The organism is Shewanella sp. HL-SH2 (assembly GCF_051164935.1).
GTDB lineage: Bacteria > Pseudomonadota > Gammaproteobacteria > Enterobacterales > Shewanellaceae > Shewanella > Shewanella glacialimarina.
Window position 1 is genome coordinate 4,307,740 of the sequence record NZ_CP195035.1, and the last position, 23,924, is coordinate 4,331,663.

General features: G+C 42.5%; 22 protein-coding genes and 3 pseudogenes. 11 read left to right on the forward strand and 14 right to left on the reverse strand.

Annotated elements, in window-relative coordinates; translation table 11 throughout:
* Positions 1–168: 168 nt before the first annotated feature.
* The 3 genes and pseudogenes from ACRWP9_RS18945 to ACRWP9_RS18955 all read left to right on the forward strand — a co-directional run.
* Positions 169–875, forward strand: a pseudogene (locus ACRWP9_RS18945) (IS3 family transposase); the annotation flags it as partial.
* Positions 876–1,542: 667 nt separating this feature from the next.
* On the forward strand, positions 1,543–3,051 hold the full coding sequence (gene ltrA / locus ACRWP9_RS18950; RefSeq protein ID WP_434926711.1) for a group II intron reverse transcriptase/maturase: 1,509 nt from the start codon (positions 1,543–1,545) through the stop codon (positions 3,049–3,051).
* A gap of 80 nt (positions 3,052–3,131) precedes the next feature.
* Positions 3,132–3,605: pseudogene (locus ACRWP9_RS18955) on the forward strand (IS3 family transposase); the annotation flags it as partial.
* 225 nt (positions 3,606–3,830) lie between these two features.
* Here ACRWP9_RS18955 and ACRWP9_RS18960 read toward each other — a convergent pair.
* From ACRWP9_RS18960 to ACRWP9_RS18995, 8 genes are all read right to left on the reverse strand, one after another.
* Positions 3,831–5,048, reverse strand: a complete 1,218-nt coding sequence (locus tag ACRWP9_RS18960; protein WP_434927281.1) for a TonB family protein — start codon at positions 5,046–5,048, stop codon at positions 3,831–3,833.
* Complete coding sequence (locus ACRWP9_RS18965; protein WP_226413031.1) at positions 5,048–5,422, reverse strand: BlaI/MecI/CopY family transcriptional regulator; 375 nt, start codon at positions 5,420–5,422, stop codon at positions 5,048–5,050. The genes ACRWP9_RS18960 and ACRWP9_RS18965 overlap by 1 nt, the downstream gene beginning before the upstream one ends.
* Positions 5,423–5,612: 190 nt before the next feature.
* Positions 5,613–6,701, reverse strand: coding sequence for a methyl-accepting chemotaxis protein (locus tag ACRWP9_RS18970; RefSeq protein WP_434927282.1), 1,089 nt, complete (start codon positions 6,699–6,701; stop codon positions 5,613–5,615).
* Between the two features lie 229 nt (positions 6,702–6,930).
* Complete coding sequence (locus tag ACRWP9_RS18975; RefSeq protein WP_434927283.1) at positions 6,931–10,110, reverse strand: efflux RND transporter permease subunit; 3,180 nt, start codon at positions 10,108–10,110, stop codon at positions 6,931–6,933.
* 9 nt (positions 10,111–10,119) lie between these two features.
* A complete protein-coding gene (locus ACRWP9_RS18980) occupies positions 10,120–11,364 on the reverse strand; it encodes an efflux RND transporter periplasmic adaptor subunit (protein ID WP_434927284.1) in 1,245 nt (414 codons plus the stop codon).
* A gap of 123 nt (positions 11,365–11,487) precedes the next feature.
* The gene (locus ACRWP9_RS18985) at positions 11,488–11,931 is read right to left on the reverse strand and encodes a hypothetical protein (RefSeq protein WP_434927285.1); all 444 of its coding nucleotides are present in this window, start codon (positions 11,929–11,931) and stop codon (positions 11,488–11,490) included.
* A gap of 21 nt (positions 11,932–11,952) precedes the next feature.
* Positions 11,953–12,129, reverse strand: coding sequence for a DUF3012 domain-containing protein (locus ACRWP9_RS18990; protein WP_226413023.1), 177 nt, complete (start codon positions 12,127–12,129; stop codon positions 11,953–11,955).
* A gap of 98 nt (positions 12,130–12,227) precedes the next feature.
* Positions 12,228–12,599 (reverse strand): STAS/SEC14 domain-containing protein, encoded by a 372-nt coding sequence (locus ACRWP9_RS18995; protein ID WP_434927286.1) that lies wholly within the window; start codon positions 12,597–12,599, stop codon positions 12,228–12,230.
* A gap of 138 nt (positions 12,600–12,737) precedes the next feature.
* Between ACRWP9_RS18995 and arfB the strand changes: the two genes are divergently transcribed.
* From arfB to ACRWP9_RS19015, 4 genes are all read left to right on the forward strand, one after another.
* Entirely contained in the window at positions 12,738–13,157 is a 420-nt protein-coding gene (gene arfB, locus ACRWP9_RS19000; RefSeq protein ID WP_226413019.1) for an alternative ribosome rescue aminoacyl-tRNA hydrolase ArfB, read from the forward strand.
* Positions 13,158–13,268: 111 nt separating this feature from the next.
* The gene (gene aroQ / locus ACRWP9_RS19005) at positions 13,269–13,724 is read left to right on the forward strand and encodes a type II 3-dehydroquinate dehydratase (RefSeq protein WP_226413017.1); all 456 of its coding nucleotides are present in this window, start codon (positions 13,269–13,271) and stop codon (positions 13,722–13,724) included.
* 47 nt (positions 13,725–13,771) lie between these two features.
* A complete protein-coding gene (locus ACRWP9_RS19010; RefSeq protein WP_226413015.1) occupies positions 13,772–14,170 on the forward strand; it encodes a DUF3859 domain-containing protein in 399 nt (132 codons plus the stop codon).
* A gap of 138 nt (positions 14,171–14,308) precedes the next feature.
* Positions 14,309–15,316, forward strand: coding sequence for a class I SAM-dependent rRNA methyltransferase (locus tag ACRWP9_RS19015; RefSeq protein ID WP_434929146.1), 1,008 nt, complete (start codon positions 14,309–14,311; stop codon positions 15,314–15,316).
* 105 nt (positions 15,317–15,421) lie between these two features.
* Here ACRWP9_RS19015 and ACRWP9_RS19020 read toward each other — a convergent pair whose 3' ends face one another.
* Positions 15,422–17,182 carry an alkaline phosphatase D family protein gene (locus ACRWP9_RS19020; protein ID WP_434927287.1) on the reverse strand — a complete coding sequence of 587 codons (1,761 nt, stop codon included), beginning with the start codon at positions 17,180–17,182 and terminating at the stop codon, positions 15,422–15,424.
* A 388-nt stretch (positions 17,183–17,570) separates the two neighbouring features.
* Here ACRWP9_RS19020 and ACRWP9_RS19025 point away from each other — a divergent pair, with 388 nt between their 5' ends.
* Positions 17,571–17,993, forward strand: coding sequence for an organic hydroperoxide resistance protein (locus tag ACRWP9_RS19025; protein ID WP_434927288.1), 423 nt, complete (start codon positions 17,571–17,573; stop codon positions 17,991–17,993).
* A gap of 120 nt (positions 17,994–18,113) precedes the next feature.
* Here the strand turns inward: ACRWP9_RS19025 and ACRWP9_RS19030 are convergent, their stop codons facing one another.
* A complete protein-coding gene (locus ACRWP9_RS19030) occupies positions 18,114–18,638 on the reverse strand; it encodes a DUF3087 family protein (protein WP_434927289.1) in 525 nt (174 codons plus the stop codon).
* A 280-nt stretch (positions 18,639–18,918) separates the two neighbouring features.
* On the opposite strand from ACRWP9_RS19030, the gene ACRWP9_RS19035 reads away from it, so the two are divergent.
* From ACRWP9_RS19035 to ACRWP9_RS19045, 3 genes and pseudogenes are all read left to right on the forward strand, one after another.
* Positions 18,919–19,092 (forward strand): YeeE/YedE family protein, encoded by a 174-nt coding sequence (locus ACRWP9_RS19035; RefSeq protein ID WP_434929148.1) that lies wholly within the window; start codon positions 18,919–18,921, stop codon positions 19,090–19,092.
* Positions 19,093–19,405: 313 nt separating this feature from the next.
* Positions 19,406–19,894, forward strand: a pseudogene (locus tag ACRWP9_RS19040) (hemerythrin domain-containing protein); the annotation flags it as partial.
* Positions 19,895–20,044: 150 nt separating this feature from the next.
* Positions 20,045–20,554 (forward strand): AlbA family DNA-binding domain-containing protein, encoded by a 510-nt coding sequence (locus tag ACRWP9_RS19045; protein ID WP_434927290.1) that lies wholly within the window; start codon positions 20,045–20,047, stop codon positions 20,552–20,554.
* Here the strand turns inward: ACRWP9_RS19045 and ACRWP9_RS19050 are convergent.
* The 4 genes from ACRWP9_RS19050 to dapF all read right to left on the reverse strand — a co-directional run bounded on the left by ACRWP9_RS19050 (position 20,541) and on the right by dapF (position 23,912).
* Positions 20,541–21,281, reverse strand: coding sequence for an HAD-IA family hydrolase (locus ACRWP9_RS19050; RefSeq protein WP_434929149.1), 741 nt, complete (start codon positions 21,279–21,281; stop codon positions 20,541–20,543). The two genes, ACRWP9_RS19045 and ACRWP9_RS19050, sit on opposite strands and share 14 nt — an antisense overlap.
* Before the next feature lie 8 nt (positions 21,282–21,289).
* Positions 21,290–22,192, reverse strand: coding sequence for a tyrosine recombinase XerC (xerC, locus tag ACRWP9_RS19055; RefSeq protein ID WP_434927291.1), 903 nt, complete (start codon positions 22,190–22,192; stop codon positions 21,290–21,292).
* A 138-nt stretch (positions 22,193–22,330) separates the two neighbouring features.
* Positions 22,331–22,960 carry a DUF484 family protein gene (locus ACRWP9_RS19060; RefSeq protein WP_226415806.1) on the reverse strand — a complete coding sequence of 210 codons (630 nt, stop codon included), beginning with the start codon at positions 22,958–22,960 and terminating at the stop codon, positions 22,331–22,333.
* 124 nt (positions 22,961–23,084) lie between these two features.
* On the reverse strand, positions 23,085–23,912 hold the full coding sequence (gene dapF / locus ACRWP9_RS19065; protein WP_226413003.1) for a diaminopimelate epimerase: 828 nt from the start codon (positions 23,910–23,912) through the stop codon (positions 23,085–23,087).
* Between the last annotated feature and the right edge of the window lie 12 nt (positions 23,913–23,924).

A 23,924-nucleotide genomic window follows, 5' to 3' on the forward strand; every position in this document is an offset into this window, starting at 1 on the left:
TAAATGTATCGTATTTTGACGAAATTACGCTTATTGATGATAAATTTAAGCTTAATAGAAATAAAAGTAATCACTAAGGAGGTAATACTTTAAACAAGCATTGTTCTGGTCTAATTCCATCGGACACTTAATTTTGAGACAGTATGGTCAATAAATTAAGAGGTCAATATGAGTCTAAAAAAATCACATAAGAGTTATCCGCAGGTATTTAAAGATGAAGCCGTCTTGATGGTGCTAGAGCAAGGTTATAGCGTTGCTGATGCAGCAAAGTCTCTTGGGGTTAGCACTAGCCTGCTTTACAACTGGAAGGAAAAACACCAAGCCCTGCAACAAGGTATCACCTTAGAAGAATCTGAGCGTGATGAGTTGAAACGATTGCGTAGAGAAAACAAAGAATTACGCATGGAGAAAGAAATACTAAAAAAGGCAAGCGCCTTCTTTGCGAGAGAAATGAAGTAAAATTTCGCTTCATCAAACAGCAATCTAACCGGTTCCCTATCGCACTCTTATGCCGAGTAATGAGTGTCAGTAAGTCAGGCTATTACGATTGGCATAAACGCCCAGCAAACGTGATAAGCCTTGAAACACTGAAGCTTTATCGCCTTGTTAGACAGCTATTTAAGCAAAGTCGAGGCAGCTTAGGAAATCGTGAAATGGTGAAGAAATTGCGCAAGGAAGGCTACCAGGTTGGTCGCTATCTCGTTCGTAAAATTATGCACCGCCTTCGACTCAAAGCTACCCAGCGACGAGCTTACAAGGTGACTACACAGCGCAAACATTCAGATGCAGTGGCTGATAACCTGTTAAACATGAACTTTAACCCAGTATCGGCTAATGAGGTTTGGGCGGGTGACGTGACCTATTGTGTGCCCGGAGTTCAGCACTAGCATGGAATGCTTTAATGAACCACGAGTCTATCTGAAATACATGAACACTACGGCAGGAGCTACATTGTTTATGGCACTATCTGGTTGTGCAGATAGTTGAGTCTGAGCGGCAGTGACTTATCGTATGCTGATAAGGTGATGTAACTCGCTGACAACGGGGAGTGAGGCGAATTCGTTAAGCCAAGATGCTCCTCTAGACTAAGTATTGGACGGATGAAGAACATGAACCGATTAACCCGCATCTATGGGCTGAAACGTCGCCATTGCCTACACGAATTAATAGGTAATATGGTGCTGCAATAGTGCTAAATGTATGGGCACTATTGCCGAGTTAATGAGTAATAAATATGTACTTATTAATGGATAAACGTTAAATCACAATTCTGCGTTTAAGCATCATCACCTTACAGTACGATAAGGTCAAAGACTGCGATCGGCATCCACCCCAATATGGTTGAGTTCAGGTAGGTAAACCGGGGAAGGTTTGTTTTGAATGCTAAGGGAGTATGACCCCGATGACAAACAAGCTGGCGGAGCGTTCGTAGTAGTCTGAGATGGGGAAAGCCCATTACATGGCGAAGGGACGCAGTTTAATTGATTTGCGTGAGCAAATTATCTGACCTTAATGAGGTGAATACCTTTGATAATCAGCGAAATGCAACGCAAATTAGCAACATGGACAGCAACCGATAAAGCGCACCGCGTTAATCGACTGTTGCGCCTTATCAGTCATCCGCATTGGCTTAGCCAAGCGGCACAAGTAACGCTTTCTTCAAAAGGTGCTAAAACGCCTGGTGTTGATGGGTTAACGAAGATTCATTTACAGATGAATTTGGTAGGTTACCTTGATGAGATCAGAGATGATTTATTGTCAGGTAACTATCAACCGAAACCTGCTAGAAGAATTTATATCCCCAAGGCCAATGGAAAGCAACGCCCCTTAGGCATACCAACGCTTAGAGACAGAATAGTACAACGTGCCATGCTCATGGCCATGGAACCAATATGGGAAAATGATTTTCATTCATTATCCTACGGTTTCAGACCCGAGCGTAGCGTCCATCACGCCATTAGAACAGTTAAGCTACAAATGACTGAATCCAAGGAGCCTAGAGGCCGCTGGGTAGTTGAAGGTGACTTATCAAGTTATTTTGATACAGTTCACCATCGATTATTGATGAAATGTGTACGTAAACGAATCAATTGTCGTCGATTTAATGAATTGCTTTGGCGCTTTATTAAAGCCGGACATATTGAACGTAACCTATTTTGTGCAACAAGCGAAGGCGTACCACAAGGTGGTGTAATTTCTCCGTTATTGTCAAACATAATGCTTAATGAGTTCGATCAATATTTGGATAAATGTTACTTGAGCAAGAAAGCCCGTAAAGACCGCTGGTACTGGAACCACAGTATCAAAATCAAGCGAAAACCTGCGGTTGAGGAAAACAGACAATGGAAACCTGCCGTTGCTTATTGCCGTTATGCTGATGACTTTCTAGTGATTGTCAAAGGCAATAAACAACAAGCAGAGGCAATTCGGGACCAATGTCGACACTTCCTAGAAGGTAAGCTGCAACTCACGTTAAATATGGATAAAACTCATATTACACATGTGAATGACGGTTTTATATTTCTCGGACATAGGATCATTCGAAAGCGTGGACCTAAGGGAAATATGCGAGTGGTGTCTGGTATTCCAAACGGTAAAGCCAAAGCATTTTCTCATTCATTGAGTCAGGCTTTATCAGGGGATCATAGCTGTAGCAAGATAGACAAAGTGGAACAACTCAATCGCAAACTTAAGGGTTGGGCACAATTTTATCGACATACTGATTACACCGCAAAAGTTTACAGCAAAATTGATCGTATTATTTTCTGGAAACTCGCTAAGTGGTTGGCTAGGAAATATCGTTGTTCTATTAAATCGTTAATGATGAAATGGATCAAACGTCCGACACCAAATCAGGCAACGACATGGGTGTTATTTGGTAAAAGCAATCGTGGAAATTTATGTGGCGCGTCACTATTTAGATTAGTGAGTAGCCCTAAATTACCCTTTAGATGGCGATCACCAGAAGCAAACCCCTACCTCAGAGATGAAATTAGAAATACTGTCACGTCTCGCTATAGCGATGTTGCCATGGCTGTTAGCCACAATTAAGCGGAGAGCCGTATGCGCTGAAAGGTGCACGTACGGTTCGGAGAGGAGAAGCAGAGAAATAGTTCGACTACGCTCTGCCTCTTACTCTACTAAAGACAGGTGAAGGCTGGATGTATTTAGCAGTGGTAATGGATTTATATTCACGCCGGATTGTTGGGTGGCACATAGACAAACGCATGACTACAGATTTGGTATCCAAGGCATTAATGAAAGCCTACAACCTGCGCCAACCGGCCAGAGGGCTGGTATTTCACAGTGACCGAGGCTCACAGTATACCAGTAAGCAATTCGGTAGGCTGCTATCGAGCTATGGTATCCGAGCCAGTATGGGTGATGTGGGTGCGTGTTGGGATAACGCAGTCGTTGAGCGTTTCTTTGGCAGCTTGAAACACGATTGGATTTTTAACGTTGCTCAACCAACAAGGGAGTTTATGAAGCAAGATGTGACTGCTTACATGAAATATTACAACTTGGAGCGACTTCATTCTGCTAATGGTGATCTGTCACCGGTAGAGTTTGAAAATTCTCAACTAAAAGTGTCCAGTTTGGCTTGACCAGTACACATCAATAAAACTGACTCGGAAGGAAATACAGAAAATTCATCTCAATATTGATTAAGTGTAAGGTTTAGTTGATCAAGCCAAACCTAAACAAACGCTAGTGCAATGTTAATACAAGGCACATTATTATTTACAGGCTCAAGCTGACACCTCAGCGTTGTACTTAACCTGCTAATTTAGCCAGACTAACTTAGCCTTAATAACTTAGCTTTAGCCATTTTAGCGGACCTGTATTCTTTCCACTGAAGCATCTGGCTGATGAATAACAAAGTCTAATTGAACCTGCGCACCTTTCATGCCATTAGCGGAGGTTTGATATTGCCACTGCTCAAGTGCTGTCACCGCGGAGTCATCAAATACCCCTGCAGGAGATGACTTAATCACCATCACATTTGATACCTTTCCTGCTGGATTAATATCAAACGACAATTGCACATAACCATTCATCCCTTCTTTAGCAGCCTCAATAGGATAAACAGGTTCAATACGAATTGTAGGGTATATTCCATCAGCTTTAGCTTGCGTATGGCTTTGATTGTCGCCTGCTTGCGCTTGCTGATTTAAGGTTAGCGCACTAACACTGAGTAATAGCGTCACTCCCATTAATACCAAGATATTTTTTCCATGTTGTTTTTTCATTTGTAAGATCCTTTCTTTAAGTATGGTTTTGTCGCCATAGTGAGTATGTAACATGCTTAACGGTGCATGCTGCGAATAAGCCAATAGCGCTTTGCTATAGGCAATTTTAGAATCTGTTTCCATATTGGCAGTCACTTGTGCGTCACATGACAGCTCTTGATCTTGCCTAAAACGGCGGTAAGCGCACCACATCAGCGGGTTAAACCAAAACATAATCGTTAAGCTATAAGCCAATATATTGGCCCATAAATCACCGCGCTGATAATGATAAAGCTCATGCTGAATAATGGCGTCTTGCTGATGACTATCAAGCAAGGTAAAACTGTTTGGCACTAATATTTGCGGCGCGATTAACCCTACTAACATGGGCGATTCAATATTGGGATGAATAAATACATTAAGCTTGCCTGACTCAATCACAAAAGGCTTGGCGCGTCGCGTGAGCTGTTGCAGATGAATAGAATCTGAGACTAAGTTAACCACCAGTACCAACACCACTGCGGCATACAGGTAAGGCAAATATAATAACTTAAACAAGCTGCTCGACATCGATGCGGTATCAGTGGCCAGTACATAATATTGTTGAATAACGCCCAGTGTTTGATTTGGGCTTAACCAATTAAAATACTGTGGTAACAGGGTTTGCACTACATCCGCCAGCGGCAATAATGGCACAACAAGCCAAAGACTATAGGTATAATGCGCGCCTATTTTTGACAATAAAAAACGATGTAAGATTAATAATAGTGAACACACTAAGCTAAGTAATAGGGTTTGTTCCATAAACCAACTGATCATCACTTTTGCTCCTTGTGCCAATCATCAAGCAAGCTTTGTAACTCAGCAACATCCTCAGCCGATAGCTTGTTTTTTTCAGCAAAACCGGCCACTAATGGGGTTAATTTTCCGGCAAATAGTCTATCTACAAAAGACACTGACTCTTTTAATGTGTATTCCTGCTCAGCAATTAACGGCGAGTAATGATATGTGCGCCCTTGTTTTTCAAAACTCAGCGCATTTTTTTTAACTAAACGATTCAGTAAGGTTTTTACTGTTTTTTCATGCATATCATGGCTTTGCTCTAATGCTTCAACCAGCTCATTAGAGGTTAATGGCGACCGCAGCCAAAGTTGCTGTAATACTAACAATTCACTGTTACTGATTTCTTTCATGCTTAGTCACTTACTAGGTTGTGGTTCACTTATTAAGATTACATATGTAATCCATTTATTTAAATTACAACTGTAATCTTAAATAAGCAAGCAGTTATTTGATCTTTTTATTGCTATACTCTGAGCCATAAAAAAGCCCAATCAAAAGATTGGGCTTAACACACTATATTCAACACTATTAATACGCACACTACACTTGACGTGAAAGCTCATCCAAATTATGCATCACTTGTTCACTAGCATGCTCCATTGCATTCAGATATTTAAGTGCTTCGTGATGCTCACCCGCTTGTATTAACGATAATGCTTCAATACCGCTGCGATGCACTTGCTTATGGGGCTCTTCTAGTCGCTTAAATGCAGACAGTTGCGAATAAGATTCACGCCCAGTGGTTTGATACCACTTACCTAATCGGCACATGGTGTGATCAGAAAATGTATCGATAGACTTATTGCTCGCACCCGATGCAACGGCATAAATATCTCCTTTCCATACAATATGGTCCAGCTTGACCGTTTGAATAAACGTGCGCAATGACGCATGCCCAATAGCTTCTTTCATGGACGTGCTGCATGAAATAATCGATTCGTAGTCACTGCTCAGAGTTTTAACATCACCAGCTAGTTGCTCATTGCTGCCTTGGATATCATCAACTGACTTCACAGTTTCTGCAGTACTGCCAATGATTTTTTTGACTAAGTCTGATACCTCATTGGCGGAGGTACTGGTATTGCTAGCAAGAGCACGTACTTCATCAGCTACGACACTAAAACCACGGCCAGCATCGCCAGCACGTGCAGCTTCAATAGCAGCATTCAATGCCAATAAATTGGTTTGATCTGAAATACTCGAAATTGTTGATACAAAGGTATTAATACTGCCGGCCATTGATGATAAGCCTGTAATATTAGTGGTCATTCCGCCCATTTTGTCAGTTAATAACTGCATACCAGCAACAATACTATTCAATGAGTTATTGGACACATCTAGTAATTGATTAATTTGATCGCTACTTTGTCTTTCTTCTTCAATAGCTAAATGCGCTTCAAGTACACTGCCGCGCACCCCTTCAATTTGGCGAATACACTCAATGGTACTATCTAATAGCATGTGCTTAAACTTAGTATTTACATCATTTTGAGTATTGTGCAGCTGTGTTGTTAACTGCTGATTATCTAAAGTCAGTTGAGTGTTTTCATCTGTAATTTTGTTTAACTCATTCTGTAATCTTTTATTATCTTGAATCAGTTGGTCATGCTTTGTTTTTAGAACAAACATAGAGGTTTTAGTCCTTTACATCAAATGGAAACAATGGCTCTTTAGTCATTTGTCGGCACGAATCACTTAAAGATTAGTGTACTTATTCAAATTTGTACAAATTATCCTTTGCAGGTTGGCGATAGCTAACCATATTGGACTTTCTCATAGCAAGTAGCATTATCGTGGTAGCCGTATAACAACCAACCCTCAATATATAAGGCTTGATTGTTATCCACTTAAGTGAGTGCTATTTGCCCTTGTACAGCCATTGATAAACCGTGGGCAATACCAGCAAGGTCAATGCAGTTGAGCTAAATAAACCGCCAATAATGACTACCGCTAATGGCTGCTGAATTTCACTGCCGACACCGGTTGACAACAAGATAGGAATTAAGCCTAAAGCAGAGGTTAATGCGGTCATTAATACTGGACGTAATCGCCCTACTGTACCTTCATAAACGCTAGTATACAGGCTTTCATTTTCACTGAACTCTACGCTATTTTTGCGGCGTTGATTAATCGAGTCCACCAGCACTACGCCATTGAGTACGGCCACACCAAATAAGGTGATAAAGCCGATTGAACTGGGCACTGACAAATAAGTGCCAGTGGCAAATAAGGCAATCACACCGCCAATTAATGCCAACGGGACGTTTGCCATTATTAAGCACACTTGTTTAATTGAGCCGAATGAGAAATACAGTAATAGCGCAATTAGCGTGATTGAAATAGGCACCACTAGCATCAGTTTTTTCTGCGCCCTCTGTTGGTTTTCATACTGCCCGCCGACCACGACTGTGTAGCCTGCAGGTAATTCAGCCTGTGAGATGATGGCGTAAATATCATTAACAACCGAACCCATATCTCGACCCGATACGTTAGCTTGCACCACCACGCGGCGCTGCACGTCGTCGCGGCGAATATTGGGCGGCGCCATCTCGACTTCAACGTCGGCCACTTCGCCTAAACGCACGGTTGCGCCGCTCACCCCAGTGAGCAGTAAGTCGCGCAATACATCAGGTGAATTGCGTTGTGATGACGTTAACCGAACATTAATATCGTATCTGGCATTGCCATCAATCACTTGTCCTGCGCTAACACCACCGACACCTTGGCTGACTAAACTCATCACTTGGTCGACACTGATACCGTAGCGCGCCAACAATTCACGCTTAGGGCGAACCACTAATTGTGCTTCGCCACTAACCTGTTCCAGCGACACATCTACCGCGCCATCAATTTGCTGCACCAGTTCAGATAAGACCTGACCTTTGGCTGATAATACCTGTAAATCAGGGCCGAATATTTTAATCGCTAACTGCGCTTTAACCCCTGATAATAACTCATCAACACGAGTGGCTATTGGCTGTGAAAACGTCAGCAATAAACCCGGAAACACACTGAGCTTTTGTTCCATTAATCGCTGTAACTCAAAGCGATTTGAGGCACTTTGCCACTGATCAACGGGTGTTAAGCCAATGTAGATTTCAATATTACTGACGGGCTCTGGGTCGCCGCCCAATTCTGGTGCACCTATGCGACTCAGGGCATATTCGACTTCAGGAAAACTCAGCAAAATGGCCTCTAACTTAGGCGCCACTTCTATCGAGGTGCCTAAACTCGCTGTGGGCGCTAAGGTGATGCGTAAATTAATCGTGCCCTCTTCAAGTTCGGGCACAAACTCTGTGCCTAAACGCGGCAATAACGCCATGCTGCTAACAAACATCAATGATGCAATTAACATCACGGTTTTAGGGCGCGCTAAGGTCATGCTAAGCAGCTGTCGATAAAGCCGTTCAATTGGCATCAGTAGCCAACTTTGCCTGATCACCATACCGCGTTTAAATGCATAAACTGCCAGTGCTGGCACGGCAAACAAGGCAACAATTAACGCGGCAATCATGGCCAAAATAATGCTAGTAGCCATTGGCTGAAATAACTTACCTTCCACACCTTCTAAGGCAAACAAAGGCGCAAACACCACTATGATGATGGCTGTAGCAAAAAAGATAGGACTGCACACTTCTTTAGCCGCTTGCCAAACCTTAGAACTAATGCTGACATTAGCACTAGCGCCGTCCCTATCATTACCATCGAGGCTACCGACATCGGTTTGTACGTCATGTTGGCTTAAATGCTTGAAGATGTTTTCAACCATCACCACTGAGCCATCGACCAACATGCCTATCGCAACCGCTAAACCGCCCAGTGACATTAAGTTTGCCGACATGCCAAAATATGCCATTACCATTAAGGCAAGACCAATTGAAATTGGGATGGACAGCAATACCAGTAAGGTCGCAGGGATGTTGACCAAAAATAACGCGAGGATCACCACAATAAACACAAAGGCCATGAGTAGCGCATCACGCACGGTATTAACCGCTTGTTTGACTAAATCGGCCTGGTCGTAAAACACCTCAAACTTCACCCCTTTGGGTAAGGCTTGTTCAATTAAACTAATACGCGCTTCAATGTCGTCAATGGTTTGCTTGGTGTTAGCGCCCATGCGTTTTAGCACCACTCCGGCAACAACTTCACCCAGTTGTTCCGCTCCACCGCTGTCATTTCGACGGGTCATAGTCACTGCGCCCACACGGATTTCACTGCCGTAATCAACATTGGCAATGTCCATGACTCTGATTGGCGTACCATTAAACTCGGTGAGCGGAATATGTTTAATAGCCTCTATGCCTTCATCTCCCGGGGGTAATAAACCGTAACCGCGTACCACTAATTGCGACTGCCCCTGGTCCATAAACCAGCCACCGGCATTACGGTTATTACTTTCAAGCGCCTCAATAACTTGCTCCATGGTGAGTGAGTAACTGCGCAGTTTATTCAAGTCAATTTGCACCTGGTACTGCAACACTTCGCCGCCAAAAGACAACACCTCAGTCACGCCGCCAACGGGCATTAATATCAGCTTAACTAAGTAGTCATTGATACTGCGAAGCTCAGCCGCTGCCACACCGGATTCTGGCGTAGCCCGCAGCATATATTGATAAATTTGCCCTAGCCCTGAGGTATTAGGGCCAATCTCAGGTGTGCCGACCCCCGCAGGAATGGATTCTTTAGCAGCTTGCAGCTGCTCAAACACTTGCTGGCGCGCAAAGTAAATGTCAGTCCCTTCGGCAAATACCACGGTGACAATAGACAGGCCAGTGCGTGATAGCGATCGTACCTCGGTTACCGCAGGTAAAGCATACATGGCTGATTCAACGGGATAACTTATCAGCTTTTCAACTTCTTCAGCGGCTAGGCCTTCAGCTGCGGTATTAATGGTAACCTGCACATTGGTCACGTCGGGAAATGCATCCAAATTTAACTTTGGTAATATCGCAATACTGCCAAGCATGGCAGCCAATAAGGCTAATACCACTAGCAGTCGCTGCTCAATGGCTGAACGAATTAATTTTGCTAACATAGCTGCCTCCTAGTGGTTGTGAATATCAAAGCCAGATTTGGCCAATTCAGATGCCAGAAAAAACGCACCTGACACCACCACTTGCGAGCCACTTTCTAGACCTGTAATTAAATTCAGCCCACGCTGGCTTTGCACCACTTCAATTTCAACCGCTTCAAAACCATCTTCATCTTCAATAAAAATTTGCCAGTCGCCATCACTGCTGCGCGTTAATGCACTGTCGGGCACAATAATGCCGTTTAAGGGAGATAATTTTTTGGCTTGTGCTGATTTGTCGCCTTTTGAACTACTTTGCTGAAAATACAACTCAGCAAATTCACCGGCATGTAACACGTGCTGCGGATTCGCCATACTGATCCACACTTGTTCAGTGCGGGTCATCGGATTGAGCTCATGGGAGCGGCCAATCACTACGCCCGTAACATTACGTTGCCCAACACGCACCAGTGCAGACTGGCCAATTTCAACCCGTTCTGACTGCACCGGTGTTAGCTGTGCTTCTACCCATAAAAACGACTCATCGGTTAATTGCATTAACGGTGTGCCTGCATCCAATACTTGACCTAGCATGGCTTCATCTTGTTGCACTCGGCCGCTAATTGGCGCTAATAACTGAAACTGACCAATAGATTGAGGCGATGTGGTTAACGCTGATATTTGCTCATTAGTCATCATGATGGCGTTTAAAACCGCACGCTTTAGTTCCGCATTCACCTCGGTGCGCATTTTTTCACTGGCACTAATTGTCCCTTTACTCATCCGGCTAACCCGCTGCCATTCTGTGGCGGCGTTAATATAATCGGCCTGTGCCTGGGCTATTTCGGTGCCTCCCAAAGTTAATAAAGCCTGGCCTTTTTTCACTTGTTGGCCCGGTACAACATGGCGCTTTAATACCTGCATCGCCAGTTGCGGTGCTATGGTCACCGTTTTGTCTTTATCAACCACCAGCTGCGCAGTCGCAACAGAGGTGAGATCAAATGGACTGAATGTCAGCGACTCTACTTTAATGTTGGCAAGCTGGCGTTGCTGCGGCGTTAAGGTTAATGCCTCATCATGATCATCCTCTTGCGAATAAGACGAAGGCGATTGGGGCTTTGATTGCTGCGGAGCATGATCATCACCCGCAATCACTTTGCAGCTAAAAAGTGTTAGCCCAAAGCTGATAATAACGAGCCATAATAACTGGCGTGCTATCAAAGCAAACGATGCTAAAAAACACGTATTTAGCGGCAAATAAATAGTTGGAATTGTCATTAGTAAATCCTAGAACTCAAACATGACCAAGTTGAAATACTCCGATAAGCATTCAATTTAGCCATAAAAAATAATCAAGCTTGCCAGTAACAACAGCAAACCTTTAATGAATTTAAACAGGATTTACACTATCGGGGGACGGTACGTGGCACCTAAAGCGGGAGGGAAATAGGATTGAACTGTTTGTAACGGTTGTTGATTAGCTTGCTCGGTCGTATCGATATTATCGGGCAGCACTATGGCCACTAAACCACCGTGACACTGACAATCTAGGCATAAATCAACCATTTTGTCTGTTGGTGCTGGGTGAATATGGTCATCGGATGGCGCATGCTCGCGGGCACCGTCTGCGGCGCAACTACATTGAATGCACTCCGCTAGCTGACTGAGGGCGGCAATATCTAAGGTAGGCGTGAATTGCACATGGGCATGATTGCTTTTTTCTTCTGTACTATTGCCAATATGTAATTGATGGCCACCCAAATTCGCACCGGCAAATTGCAGCACAATAATAGTAATCAATAGCTTAATTGAACGCATCATTGAAAACGAATTGAGGTGACTCATGCTGGTCATCTAAAACAGCGTTTATTTGAATACGCAGTGTTTCGCATAATCAGCCGCTTCATTAGCAGACCAATCACCTGTTTCTTTTTCTTTCATTTGCTTACACCAGGCGTCGCTGCCGACTTCTGGTGTACATGCTGTTAGGCCCAAGGTGAAAATACCCACTGCCGATAATGCTAATAATTTTCTGAATAACATAGTACTTCCTTGATGTGTTAAGGCTGAATTAGACTAACGGCCCAACTCTTATAATACAAATATCTATTGCGCTTGTTTATTGCGCTTCTTTATCACACTTAAGCTTTGTGCTGCGAACGCTTGGTGATCCAATTAATCGCATCTTGCTTTTGTGCTAATGGAAACCATGCCACTTCACCTTGCATAAACGGGCCCATTAATCTGACCGAGTTACCCACCCAATCAGGACCACCAACAAACACTAATGCATCAAACTCAGGCAACTGTACTTCACCGCTGCCGGTTAATGAGCCAAACTCCCACCCCTCTAACAGCACATCGGCTTCAATGTATAAGCACACTTGGCCCCAATCTTTACGATAGTTTCGAATAGCGGGTTGTAAACATGAGCGATAATCTTTAGCAGACAAACGACCGCTTACAAACAGGCTAATAACGCCTTTGGCGATATCAGAAATTTGGCATAACATAAATAGCTCCGGTGTCATGGATAAGTGCCGAATAAAATAGGCTTACCAGACATTCACTTCAATGACGCGAATCATAACAAATATTACCGTCGCCAATATATAACTATTTTTAATCTAAAAAGTGATACCCTTTACAGTATGATAAATATTACTAATAGCGTGACTATCGAAGACAAAGAGATTGAGTGGCAATTTGTGCGCTCAAGTGGAGCGGGTGGCCAACATATCAATAAAGTGTCTACCGCTGCACAACTGATCTTCGACATCAATGAATCGTCTTTGCCTGACTTTTATAAACAAAAGTTATTAACTAAAGCTGATCACCGTATTACCCAAAGCGGCAAGATCATCATTAAGTGTCAGCAATCCCGCAGTCAAGATTTCAACCGACAGCAGGCACTGGAGCAGTTTATTTTGCTGGTAAAAAATGCCGCCATTGTCGCCAAAAAGCGTATTGCAACCAAAGCGACGAAAGGCAGCCAAAAACGCCGCATAGAAACCAAAAAACAACGCGGAGCCACTAAAGCACTGCGCCAAGGTAAACCGCGATTTGATTAATTAACCTGTGCTTGAATAAATTTAAGTTTACTGAACAGCTAACTTGCGTTAAAAACAAGCTAACTGAAATAGTGAATAACCTCACCAAGTTGAGATTGCCAAAGGATTATTATGAGCCAAACCGCAAAAATTTTATTAGTTAACGGCCCTAATTTAAATTTACTGGGACGTCGTGAACCAGGTCATTATGGCACACAAAACTTAGCCACCATTGTATCTGAATTACAAGGTGCGGCGACCTCCTCAGGGGTAGCGTTAGAGCATATTCAGTCTAACGCTGAGCATGAAATTATTGATGCTATTCATGCAACTGATGCACAGTTCATCATTATTAATCCAGCGGCATTCACCCACACAAGCGTGGCGATCCGCGATGCGATTTTAGGCGTAGCTATTCCATTTATTGAAGTGCATTTATCCAATGTACATGCCCGTGAGCCCTTTAGACATCACTCATACTTCTCTGACAAAGCGATTGGGGTTATTTGTGGTTTAGGTGCACAGGGCTATCAATTTGCATTGCAAGCAGCGCTTAAGCACTTGCAAGATAACAACGCACCGCATTAGTAGCGAATAGACTTCATATAGCGGCTAAGACAATAAAGGCATCATCAGTGAGTAAGCTTAAACCCGATGTGAGCATTGTTTACAGCGGCATCTTTAGCCGATGGGACAGCCAAAGTGAAAAGTTGCCACAATTCTTAAAGGCAACAGTACATGTTCCTGCCACGCTAGATATCGAGTTTGGATTTATTGTTCGCATCCGTAAAGCTAAAAACCAACGGCTACGTTATTGTATTTATCATCCTAATATACCTGATGATGAGGGCAATACTCGTCCTCCTTTTGATGGTGAAGTCTTTATTAAAGAAAACGATTGGAAGTTTTATTTAGGCGACTGCATATGGTCACCCGTTGACAATAAGACAGGGGATTGGCGGATGACGCTAGAGCTGAACGATAAAATTGTTGCCGACAAAACATTTAAGGTTCACCCTGTGTTAGATAATTAATCGCGTAAATAAACCTTGTCGTTATTCGAAACCATCTAAAATTCTCTGATATAATAGTCGGCTTGCAACCACATTCAAGCGACTTCTGTTATGACCACTCAAACGCCTTCTTCCCCTTCTCTGACGACATCAGATGAAATAGATTTTAGCAAAGTGCTTGCTGAAGCAATGCTCAAGCGCCAAGCCTTTTTTGTGCAAGCTAAGCTGAATAATACTGATTGTTATCGGGTATTTCATGGCACAGTAGAGGGAGCCAATGGCTTAAACATAGACCGCTATGGTGATGCTTGGTTGGTGCAATCATTTCATGACACACTCAATGAAGATCAACTTAAGCAAATCACCCAGGTTTTAGCGCAACATGGTGATTATTTTGTAGTGTATAACGACCGCTCGCAAAAAAATTCTCGCGTCGCCAATAACTTAGTCAATGAAGCGCAAGACTATGCGATGTCGGAACAGGTGATGCATGAAAACGGCATAGCTTTTACCACTAAGTTACGCCATGAAGGCCAAGACCCATTACTGTTTTTAGACATGCGTATTGGTCGTGAATACATGCAAAAACACAGTCACAATAAAACAGTGTTAAATCTATTTTCATACACTTGTGGTATTGGAACTGCGGCCGCTGTGGGCGGCGCCAAGCGGGTAATGAATGTCGATTTTTCATCTTTTGCATTAGCAGCAGGTCAAAAAAATGCCGCACTGAATAAAGTTGAATCTGTATGTGAGTTTGTGCAAAGCGATGCGTTTCCTGCATTACGCCAACTAGCCGGTTTACCTGTGGGCGGACGTCGTAATCAAAAACTGCCCAAGTTCCCTAAACTCGCTAAAACCACTTTCGACTTAGTCTTTTTAGATCCGCCACGCTTTGCAAAAAGCGTCTTTGGGGTGGTCGACTTAATTAACGACTATCAAGGCTTATTTAAGCCCGCAATGCTGACCACTAAGGTCGGCGGAACCATTGTTTGCTGTAACAATGTCGCCAAAGTGGAACGCCAATCTTGGTTGGACAGCCTAGTCCGCTGCGTTGAAAAACAAGGTCGAAAAATCATTAATATTGAATGGCTTGATTGCTACCAAGACTTCCCTTCCTTTGATGACAATCATCCACTAAAAATTGTGGCCCTGACCATAGACTAAGCAACAAAGTAAGCAACAAAGTAAGCAACCACATTATAACTATCAGATTATAGCCATGACTACATCAGCCAATGCCACTGCGGCATAGGCTGATGTGATTCATTGTTACCCAAAAATGATTTTTGGTTGTTGGATGTTAACTTTAGCGGAAGCAGAGCGCTCAACTAATGTAGTGAATGATTTATTTTTAATCGTATTCACATATAGCCACTCACTATTAGCTTCTTCGGCACTAAAGGTCAGCAATAAGTAACCGCGATCTTTCAAATTAGCATATTTTAAATCAGCGATAAGATTCACTATTGCAGCTTCAGTTGCCGGCATTTCAGCGTCAGATAGGCCTAAGTAGTATTCTAACCCAGGTGAAGACACTGAACTGGTCGCAAACTCAACCCCAACCACTTCACCTTGATTGTCGGTTAGCTCATTTGCCCAAGCATTGTGAGTGTCACCAGCGATAACCACTAAGTTATGCTGCATCGATTTAGCTGTGGCCAGAATAACTTCTCGCTCATAGGCGTATCCGTCCCAAGCGTCCAAATTATAAGGAATAGAAGGCAATTGAAGTAAGGCTAGCACCTCAGGGGTTAACTGACTTTGATTAGCTTGTAAGTAAGCTAACTCTTGCGCGGATAATGTAGGGTCGCCCGCCTGCGCACGCGCGGCTAATTGGGCTAACGTCGCCAGCTGAGCAAATTGAGGAATACTCATTTCTTGAGTCGCAATAGCCGCTGGCAGTAGCATTTTACCCATCAACACTTGCTGACCTAACACCTGCCACTTCGCCGTCGATTCAAGCAAGGTTTGTTGCAACCATAATAATTGAGATTGGCCTAACATGGTGCGGTTAACGTTAGTCACATCACCTAAAAAAGCGCCGCTATTAAATGCCTTTGTCACCGGGTCCGTGTAATCCGCATAATCTAGCTGCTTGTCTCGCCCCAGCAATCGAGTATCTAACATATGCAAATCAACTAAATCACCATAGTTAAAGCTACGGTATATTTCTTGATGATTTCCTTCACTCCAAGGACGAATGGGTAGCCATTCAAAATATGCCTGCAGTGCCGCTTGCTTGCGTAAATCAAAGTCCCCTTCATTGTCATTGTGGTTTTCAGCGCCCTCTCTCCAGGTGTCATTAGCGACTTCATGATCGTCCCACACAGTGATAAAAGCGACTTTAGAATGCAGTTTTTGCAAGCTCATATCACCACGATATTGTGTATAACGCGTGCGATAATCATTGAGTAACAATAATTCGCCAGCGGGCAATACTTCACGCCCTAAAGCTGCCGCATCTTGACTTGCATACCCACCACGACCGTACTCATACAAGTAATCTCCTAGATGAATAACCGCATCTAAATCATCACGCTCGGCCGCCAATGCGTATACATTGAAGTAGCCCGCAGGGTAGTTTGCACATGACATCACAGCTAATTTGACCGAATCAACAGTGCCTTCTGGTAAGGTTTTAGTCATACCAACGTCTGAAGCATATTTACCCGATTTAAAGCGATAAAAGTATCCTTTGCCAGCCTCAAGGCCAACCGCATCAATTTTCACCGTATAGTCACGTTTGGCGTTGGTTTTCATTACTCCATTAGTGACTATTTGGCTAAAATTAGCATCTAAGGCCACTTCCCATGACACTGTGATATCAGCTTCAACATCTGGAGTGACCCTGGTCCATAAGATCACTGCATCTTTGGCTGGGTCGCCACTGGCAATGCCTTGTAAAAATTGACCAGAGTAGATCTCTTCGTCATCGCTGCTACAGCCCATTAATCCATATGACACAACAACCGCGCCAACGCCTTTGGCTGACATAGCTAAAAAGTCGCGACGACTTAACCCTGTTTTCATTCGATATTCCTTTTAAGTCAATGATGGTGTCTGCATGTTAATCATTGCAACAGGTCAGACAAGCATGGCTATTGTGCGAATACAGGATGACAATCGCATGACAAAATCGTTACATAAAGGCTTTATCATCCAACTTTAGTTAAGTTTTGAGTCATAAATGTCATCACTAAGGTTGAGATAAGAGGATTGATTGAGCTGAAATATGGAGTTTGTTTGGACTAAGAATTCCCCCCTTAAGTATGGAGTTATATTAATAGAAGATTTGGGTTATTTAATTGACATAAATTAAATTGCGCACAATTTAGTTGCGCATTCCAAAAACATCATTTATAGTTAGCGCAATTAAATTGCACGCAACTTAAATTAACTTACTTTTTGAGGTATTCCTATGACAACTTTATATACAACTTCAGCAACAGCATTAGCTGGTCGTAATGGTCAAGTCACTACAGATGACAAAAAACTCGATGTCGGTTTGAGTTATCCAAAAGAAATGGGCGGCACTGGCGAGCACACTAATCCTGAGCAACTATTTGCCGCTGGCTATGCAGCCTGTTTCTCAAACGCTATTTTACACGTGGCGCGTGAAATGAAAGTCGCTATTAAAGCTGCACCAACAACCGCTACTGTAGGCATTGGCCCGAATGATACTAAAGGATTTGCGCTTACTGTCGCATTAGCGGTTGAGTTAGATTTAGCGCAAGATGATGCTGTGAAGCTGGTTCAGGCGGCGCATCAGGTGTGTCCATACTCAAATGCGGTTCGCGGTAATATTGATGTGAAGCTAACGGTTAATAGCATCGCAATTTAATTTTTATCGACTATTTCGCAACAAAAAAAGTAACAAAAAGCCAAGGCGTCAACCTTGGCTTTTTATATTCATGTACCTACTCGACAATGATATAAAAACATTTGCAGCTTAAGTTGCTAGTTAAAAATCACCTAACAGTTCTACCTTGAAATCATCTGCATTACAGCTCAAATTGCTGTCTTTAATTTGCTGTTCTAATAAGCTGATTTGTCGATTCACTTCTGTCATGGTTAAGGTATTGTTATCTAACTCATAAACAATCGCTAAACTCTGATAATAAAAACATAATATAGTTAATGCGTTAACATTATTGTCAGCTGCGGCTTGTTGAATCGCATTAAGCTTACGGTAAATTTTATTCTGTAATTGTTTCAACTGCCAAACGTAATAGACATCAGCATACTGCGGTTTTTTACGGCCATGCTTTACCACTAAAGTGCATAGCATAAGACCCATAATTACCCCGCCAAAATTAAAATAGAAATTGCCCGTTGGCTGACCTGCTACGACGGTTGCCGAACTCAATATCGCGATTAAAATTTGGCCAAAGACTAATGACGAAATAGCTAAAATGGCTATAATGCCAAATTGGACTTGATTAGTCATTTTACGATATTGCGGTTTATCTACATGTCTTAATTTCATCAATATGGCTCTTAACATTCTATAATGGCGGCATTATACCTGCTTAATATGAATCACTCATTAAGCATATTTAGGTAAATTTTTGCCATATGATAAACTTACCATTTTACCATTAACTTAAATGAATATGACTGAATTTCCCCCTGTCAGCGCTTTAATCTGCGGCGCCTTACAATTCAATAGTCCTAATACAAAATGGCGTTAGGCTTTTTTAGGGGTATTCGCACCTTTTGCTAATATTACTCTACCTGCAACATTAGATGCCTGTTGGGGATTAACCATTTGGGGTGGATTTCTGGTGGGATTTGGGGCTTATTTAGGTGGTGGCTGCACAAGTGGCCACGGTATTTGCTGTATAGGTAGAATGTCTGCGCACTCAATAATCGCGACTGTAGTATTTACGTTAGTCGCCGCAATAGTTGTATTTGTTAGCCGTCATATAGTTGGAGAATAAATGTGTTAATACAATCACTCCACCTCTCCTCTACATTTATTAGTAGCCTTTGTTGCTGGCAGTTTATTTGGTTTTGGTTTAATTATTGAGCAAATAGTTGCTACTAAACCGCCTTACCAAATCTGTCTAATCGTTGAAATAGCCACATTGCGACATTCATTAGCAAATAAGTTGTGATTAGCCTAGCAGAACAGTACGGATTAACTTGCACCATTTAAAGACGCATTTAGAATTCGGCTTTACTGTTTTCCTTTCTGGAATCGCAATGTTTACCCTTGAATCATGCTCGTCTGAACACCAAGCACAGCTGGCTGAATTAGATCAATTGTCATTGATTGAGTTGGTTAATCACATTGAGGCTACCCACCATAAATACGTGCGTAATACCGCGCCATTGTTGCAAGAGTATACCGAGATAATGGTCAATGCCCACGGCGATGACCATGATGAAATACTACCTTTAGCTCAATGGGTAAATTCATTAGTGGCTGAGTTAATGCCGCATTTAATGAAAGAAGAACGGATTTTATTCCCTGCTATTCGCTCATTAAGTGTAGGGGAAGAGATAAATGGCTGTTTTGGTCACATAGGTAATCCAATTAATGTGATGGAACATGAACATGGTAATACCGCTGATATTCTGATCAAACTGAGACAAATAACGGGTAACTATCAAGTACCGGAAGGTGCCTGTAACACATGGCGCACCTGCTATAAAACCTTGGCAGAATTTGATGCTGACTTACAAATGCATATTCATCTTGAAAATAATCTACTATTTCCCAAAGCACTGGCACTATAGACTGCTCACTTCAGAACGGGATAATAAACTCTTATCTGAGCATTTTATCCTGTCAGTTCTGCTGTATTGATAACTGTTTTCACTTTTAGCTTTCTTTTTCAGTTATTTATTCATAAGCTAAGTTGAGAATATTAATTATTGACTAATCCTATGAGTACTCATAATTACCCCACTTTTGCACTAGATGATATTGCCAATCTTCATGAGTCTGCCCAAGTAGAATTTAAGCTTGCTGGTGGCCGCGACGGTAATGGAAAATTGCCAGAAGTTATGTGGGAAACCTATAGCGCGTTTGCCAATACCTTAGGGGGTGAAATTATTCTAGGGGTAAAGGAAGACCATGGAGAGTTTAGTATCGAGGGTATTGTTAACCCTATGCCTATGCTCAGTGAAATTTGGCAAATCCTTAATAACCCGCAAAAAATCAGCCACAATATTCTCTCACCTACTGATGTACAAATTATTGAAATTATGGGTAAGAAGTTGATTCGAATTCATGTTCCTGCGGTGGATCCCAAGCTTCGACCTATCTATATCGGCACAGAACCCTACGGTGGTAGTTATTTCCGAGTAGGTGATGCTGATATGCATGCCAGTCATGAACAAGTTGATCAAATGAAACAACGCGCAGGTGTGGTGCTAAAACCTAAATCAAGTTAACCAATAACGACAACTGTTCAATCGCGATATGGGGTAATAAACTCGCAGGGTTTTTATGCCTTTTTTGCTGGCAAGGGTTTAGCCAAGCAGTCTGACATCCGGCCATTTTAGCCCCGACAATGTCTGAGTTAGGGTGATCGCCAACATGTAATAGCTCTGACGGTTTTATCGCCAGCTGTTTACAGGCTAAATCAAACATATCACCTGCCGGTTTCATTTTAACGCCACATCCTGGATGCAAAACAAACTGCATGACAGTATCTAAACCAATACGGCTAGCATCCACATTACCGTTAGTAATACCCACTAAAGTAAAGTGCTGTTTTAATGTATTAAGCGTAGCAAGCACATCTGGGACAATGGTGAAATCACTGCGATAGTGGTGAAAACAATCTAACCCAGCTTGCGCCCCATGGCTGGATTCAATTTCGCTGTAACCCAACTGAATTAACCCTTCACGCAGCATAGCATAGCGCGCCGCTGAGGTGTCATGCACTAACTCAGGCTGACGCATTTGCAATGCAAGTTTACAACGCTGCCAATCAACTGCGGTCCAATGGGACGATTTAGGGTACTTACGGTGTAATAGACTAAATGACTCCGCAACAGCCTTAACAATAATGGGTTTGTTATCATATAGGGTGTCATCTAAATCAAAACTAATGGCTTTAAAAGGTTTGAGCCGTTGATATTGAATCATACCCGTTTGGCTTTGCTGCGCTAACATGTGCACCATTATGAGTTGCCCTTATTTTTTTTCGCTCTAGGATGAGCACCATCGTAAACTTTAGCGAGATGCTGGAAGTCTAAGCTAGTATAAATTTGAGTTGTAGACAGGTTTGCGTGGCCCAGTAACTCTTGTACTGCACGTAAGTCGGCACTAGATTCAAGCATATGAGTCGCAAAAGAATGGCGTAACTTATGCGGATGCACTTTAACCGATAACGCCTGCTCTTGACCCCATTTATTCATTCTGGCTTGAATGCTACGGTGCGATAATCGCTTGCCTTGATTACTGATAAACAATGCATCATTGGCATGTAAAGAAAACACTTGTTCACGGCAGGTAAACCATACTTTTAACGCATTGATAGCCACTTTACCAATTGGCACAATCCGTTGTTTACTGCCCTTACCCATGACCTTAACTTCTGCGTTATCAAACTGAATGTCATCATAATTTAACGCGGCTAATTCGGCTAAACGAAGCCCGCTGGAATAAAATAACTCCATAATAGCTTTATCTCGAATAGCCAGCGGATCATCAGCGTCAATATCGAGTAAATGGCTGACGGCATCGACATCCATATTTTTAGGTAATGGCTTATTTTGTTTGGGGGCACTGAGGGTTTTAGCAGGATTTATTGCTATAACATTTTCACGCAGTAAAAAAGCATAAAACTGTTTTTGTGCCGACAAGCTTAATGCAATTGAACGCGGACTTAAACCCTGTCGATGTAATTTGGCTAACACACTTTGTAACTGATCGCGGTTAGCATTATGTAAATAAATATCTTCGCCCAATAAGGATTGAGCACGGTTGAGTTCAAAAAAATAATTGCGAATAGTGTAATCAGATAACTGACGCTCAAAGGTCAAGTATTGGCGATACTTAGCTTGCCAATCTGTCTGTGTCATCACGGCGACTCCTGCTTTATGCTGATACGCAGCAGTATCTTGAACGCTACAGCTTTGAAAATCATAGCCTTGAATATTACATTTGGAGAACACAACACCAAGATTTGACCATGTACCAATCAGTCACAAACCACTAGGTTAAAATGTTGCTAATAAATGGCTGAGTAAACGACGTAATTGGCTTAATAGTAAAGAGTCCATATTGGGGTGAAAGTGAGCGGCATCGGCGCTAGCTATGGCAAATATGACCTGGCCATTTTCATCCGATAGTCTAGTTAACGCAACAGAGCCAACTTCACTGCCAAATAAGCGTTTTGATTCTGACTGAGTTAGTCGGCCAAAATAGTAATTATTTTGAATGCGATGACGCCAAATGTTAGCTAATTCACTGTCAATATCATGAACGGTAATTAAACGCACATGGGTAAAGCCAAACTCAGCCTTTAACCCTTCAAACAAGGTTTGCCTAAGTTCACTTAGCTCCTTACAAGCCAATAATTGAAATGACAATTCATTATTAAACATAAATATACGTTCATTCTGCTTTGCCACATTCATTAGCGCAGTAATTTCTTCTTCGAGCTGAGTCACTTTTTGGCGCAGTATTTCTTGTCTACGCTCAACCAGTGATACCGCGCCACGCTCATGATGATTCAACCGAAGCGCAATCAGTAACTCAGGATGACGATTGAAAAACTCAGGGTTGTCGAGTAAATAATCACGCACTAGATTTTCATCTAGCACTTGGTTACGAAAGTTCGCCAACATTTCAGCGCCTAAATCTTGACCGATTGCATCGATACCCGATAGTGCGTCTGATAATGAATCTTGGTTTGATGCCACATCAGCGGCTGACGTTATCTCACTCATAAAAATTTAATCTACCTAAATATTACAGCTGTATTTGACCATCATATACATGTTCAGCAGGGCCTGTCATCCACAACGACTTACCTTCACCTTCCCAATTAATGGTTAATGAACCACCGGGTAAGTCTACGCGCACTTCATTGTCTAACTTATCTTGCAGTATACCCACAGCAACAGCGGCACAGGCGCCAGTGCCACAAGCAAGTGTTTCTGCAGCGCCACGCTCATAAACCCTAAGCTTAATATGGCTTGGGCTTATGACTTGCATAAAGCCGACATTAACCCCTTTTGGGAATCGCTCATGGTTGGTTAACATGGCACCTATTTCCGCAACTGCGGCATTTTCTACATCTTCCACTTCAAGCACGCAATGTGGGTTGCCCATTGACACAGCACCACATAAAAAAGTTTGCATCGGGGTTTGCAGTAAATAGGTTTTTTCACTCTTTTTAGCTTTAAACGGAATGTGGTTCGGGTCAGTAACAGGTACGCCCATATTGACTGTGACTAAACCATCTCGCTCAATACGCAGGGTTATTTTACCTGAGCTGGTACTCACCCGAATTTTATTCTTATTGGTTAAGCCTTTATTACGCACAAAACGAGCGAAGCATCGCGCACCATTACCACATTGCTCAACTTCGCTACCATCGGCATTAAAAATACGGTAATGGAAATCTAAATCGGGATCATAGGGCGGCTCGACCAATAATAATTGATCAAAACCGATCCCAAAATTTCGATTAGCTAATCGACGTATTTGCTCTGGCGAAAAAAATACATTTTGGGTAATACCATCAACGACCATAAAATCATTGCCTAGCCCATGCATTTTAGTGAATTGAATCAAAGGTGTTTCCTT

Coding starts and splice junctions, on each gene's coding strand:
- ltrA (WP_434926711.1), top strand. CDS start 1,543: ATGCAACGCAAATTAGCAACATGGACAGCAACCGATAAAGCGCACCGC.
- ACRWP9_RS18960 (WP_434927281.1), bottom strand. CDS start 5,048: ATGATCAGTTGGTTTATGGAACAAACCCTATTACTTAGCTTAGTGTGT.
- ACRWP9_RS18965 (WP_226413031.1), bottom strand. CDS start 5,422: ATGAAAGAAATCAGTAACAGTGAATTGTTAGTATTACAGCAACTTTGG.
- ACRWP9_RS18970 (WP_434927282.1), bottom strand. CDS start 6,701: ATGTTTGTTCTAAAAACAAAGCATGACCAACTGATTCAAGATAATAAA.
- ACRWP9_RS18975 (WP_434927283.1), bottom strand. CDS start 10,110: ATGTTAGCAAAATTAATTCGTTCAGCCATTGAGCAGCGACTGCTAGTG.
- ACRWP9_RS18980 (WP_434927284.1), bottom strand. CDS start 11,364: ATGACAATTCCAACTATTTATTTGCCGCTAAATACGTGTTTTTTAGCA.
- ACRWP9_RS18985 (WP_434927285.1), bottom strand. CDS start 11,931: ATGAGTCACCTCAATTCGTTTTCAATGATGCGTTCAATTAAGCTATTG.
- ACRWP9_RS18990 (WP_226413023.1), bottom strand. CDS start 12,129: ATGTTATTCAGAAAATTATTAGCATTATCGGCAGTGGGTATTTTCACC.
- ACRWP9_RS18995 (WP_434927286.1), bottom strand. CDS start 12,599: ATGTTATGCCAAATTTCTGATATCGCCAAAGGCGTTATTAGCCTGTTT.
- arfB (WP_226413019.1), top strand. CDS start 12,738: ATGATAAATATTACTAATAGCGTGACTATCGAAGACAAAGAGATTGAG.
- aroQ (WP_226413017.1), top strand. CDS start 13,269: ATGAGCCAAACCGCAAAAATTTTATTAGTTAACGGCCCTAATTTAAAT.
- ACRWP9_RS19020 (WP_434927287.1), bottom strand. CDS start 17,182: ATGAAAACAGGGTTAAGTCGTCGCGACTTTTTAGCTATGTCAGCCAAA.
- ACRWP9_RS19025 (WP_434927288.1), top strand. CDS start 17,571: ATGACAACTTTATATACAACTTCAGCAACAGCATTAGCTGGTCGTAAT.
- ACRWP9_RS19030 (WP_434927289.1), bottom strand. CDS start 18,638: ATGAAATTAAGACATGTAGATAAACCGCAATATCGTAAAATGACTAAT.
- ACRWP9_RS19045 (WP_434927290.1), top strand. CDS start 20,045: ATGAGTACTCATAATTACCCCACTTTTGCACTAGATGATATTGCCAAT.
- ACRWP9_RS19050 (WP_434929149.1), bottom strand. CDS start 21,281: ATGTTAGCGCAGCAAAGCCAAACGGGTATGATTCAATATCAACGGCTC.
- xerC (WP_434927291.1), bottom strand. CDS start 22,192: ATGACACAGACAGATTGGCAAGCTAAGTATCGCCAATACTTGACCTTT.
- ACRWP9_RS19060 (WP_226415806.1), bottom strand. CDS start 22,960: ATGTTGGCGAACTTTCGTAACCAAGTGCTAGATGAAAATCTAGTGCGT.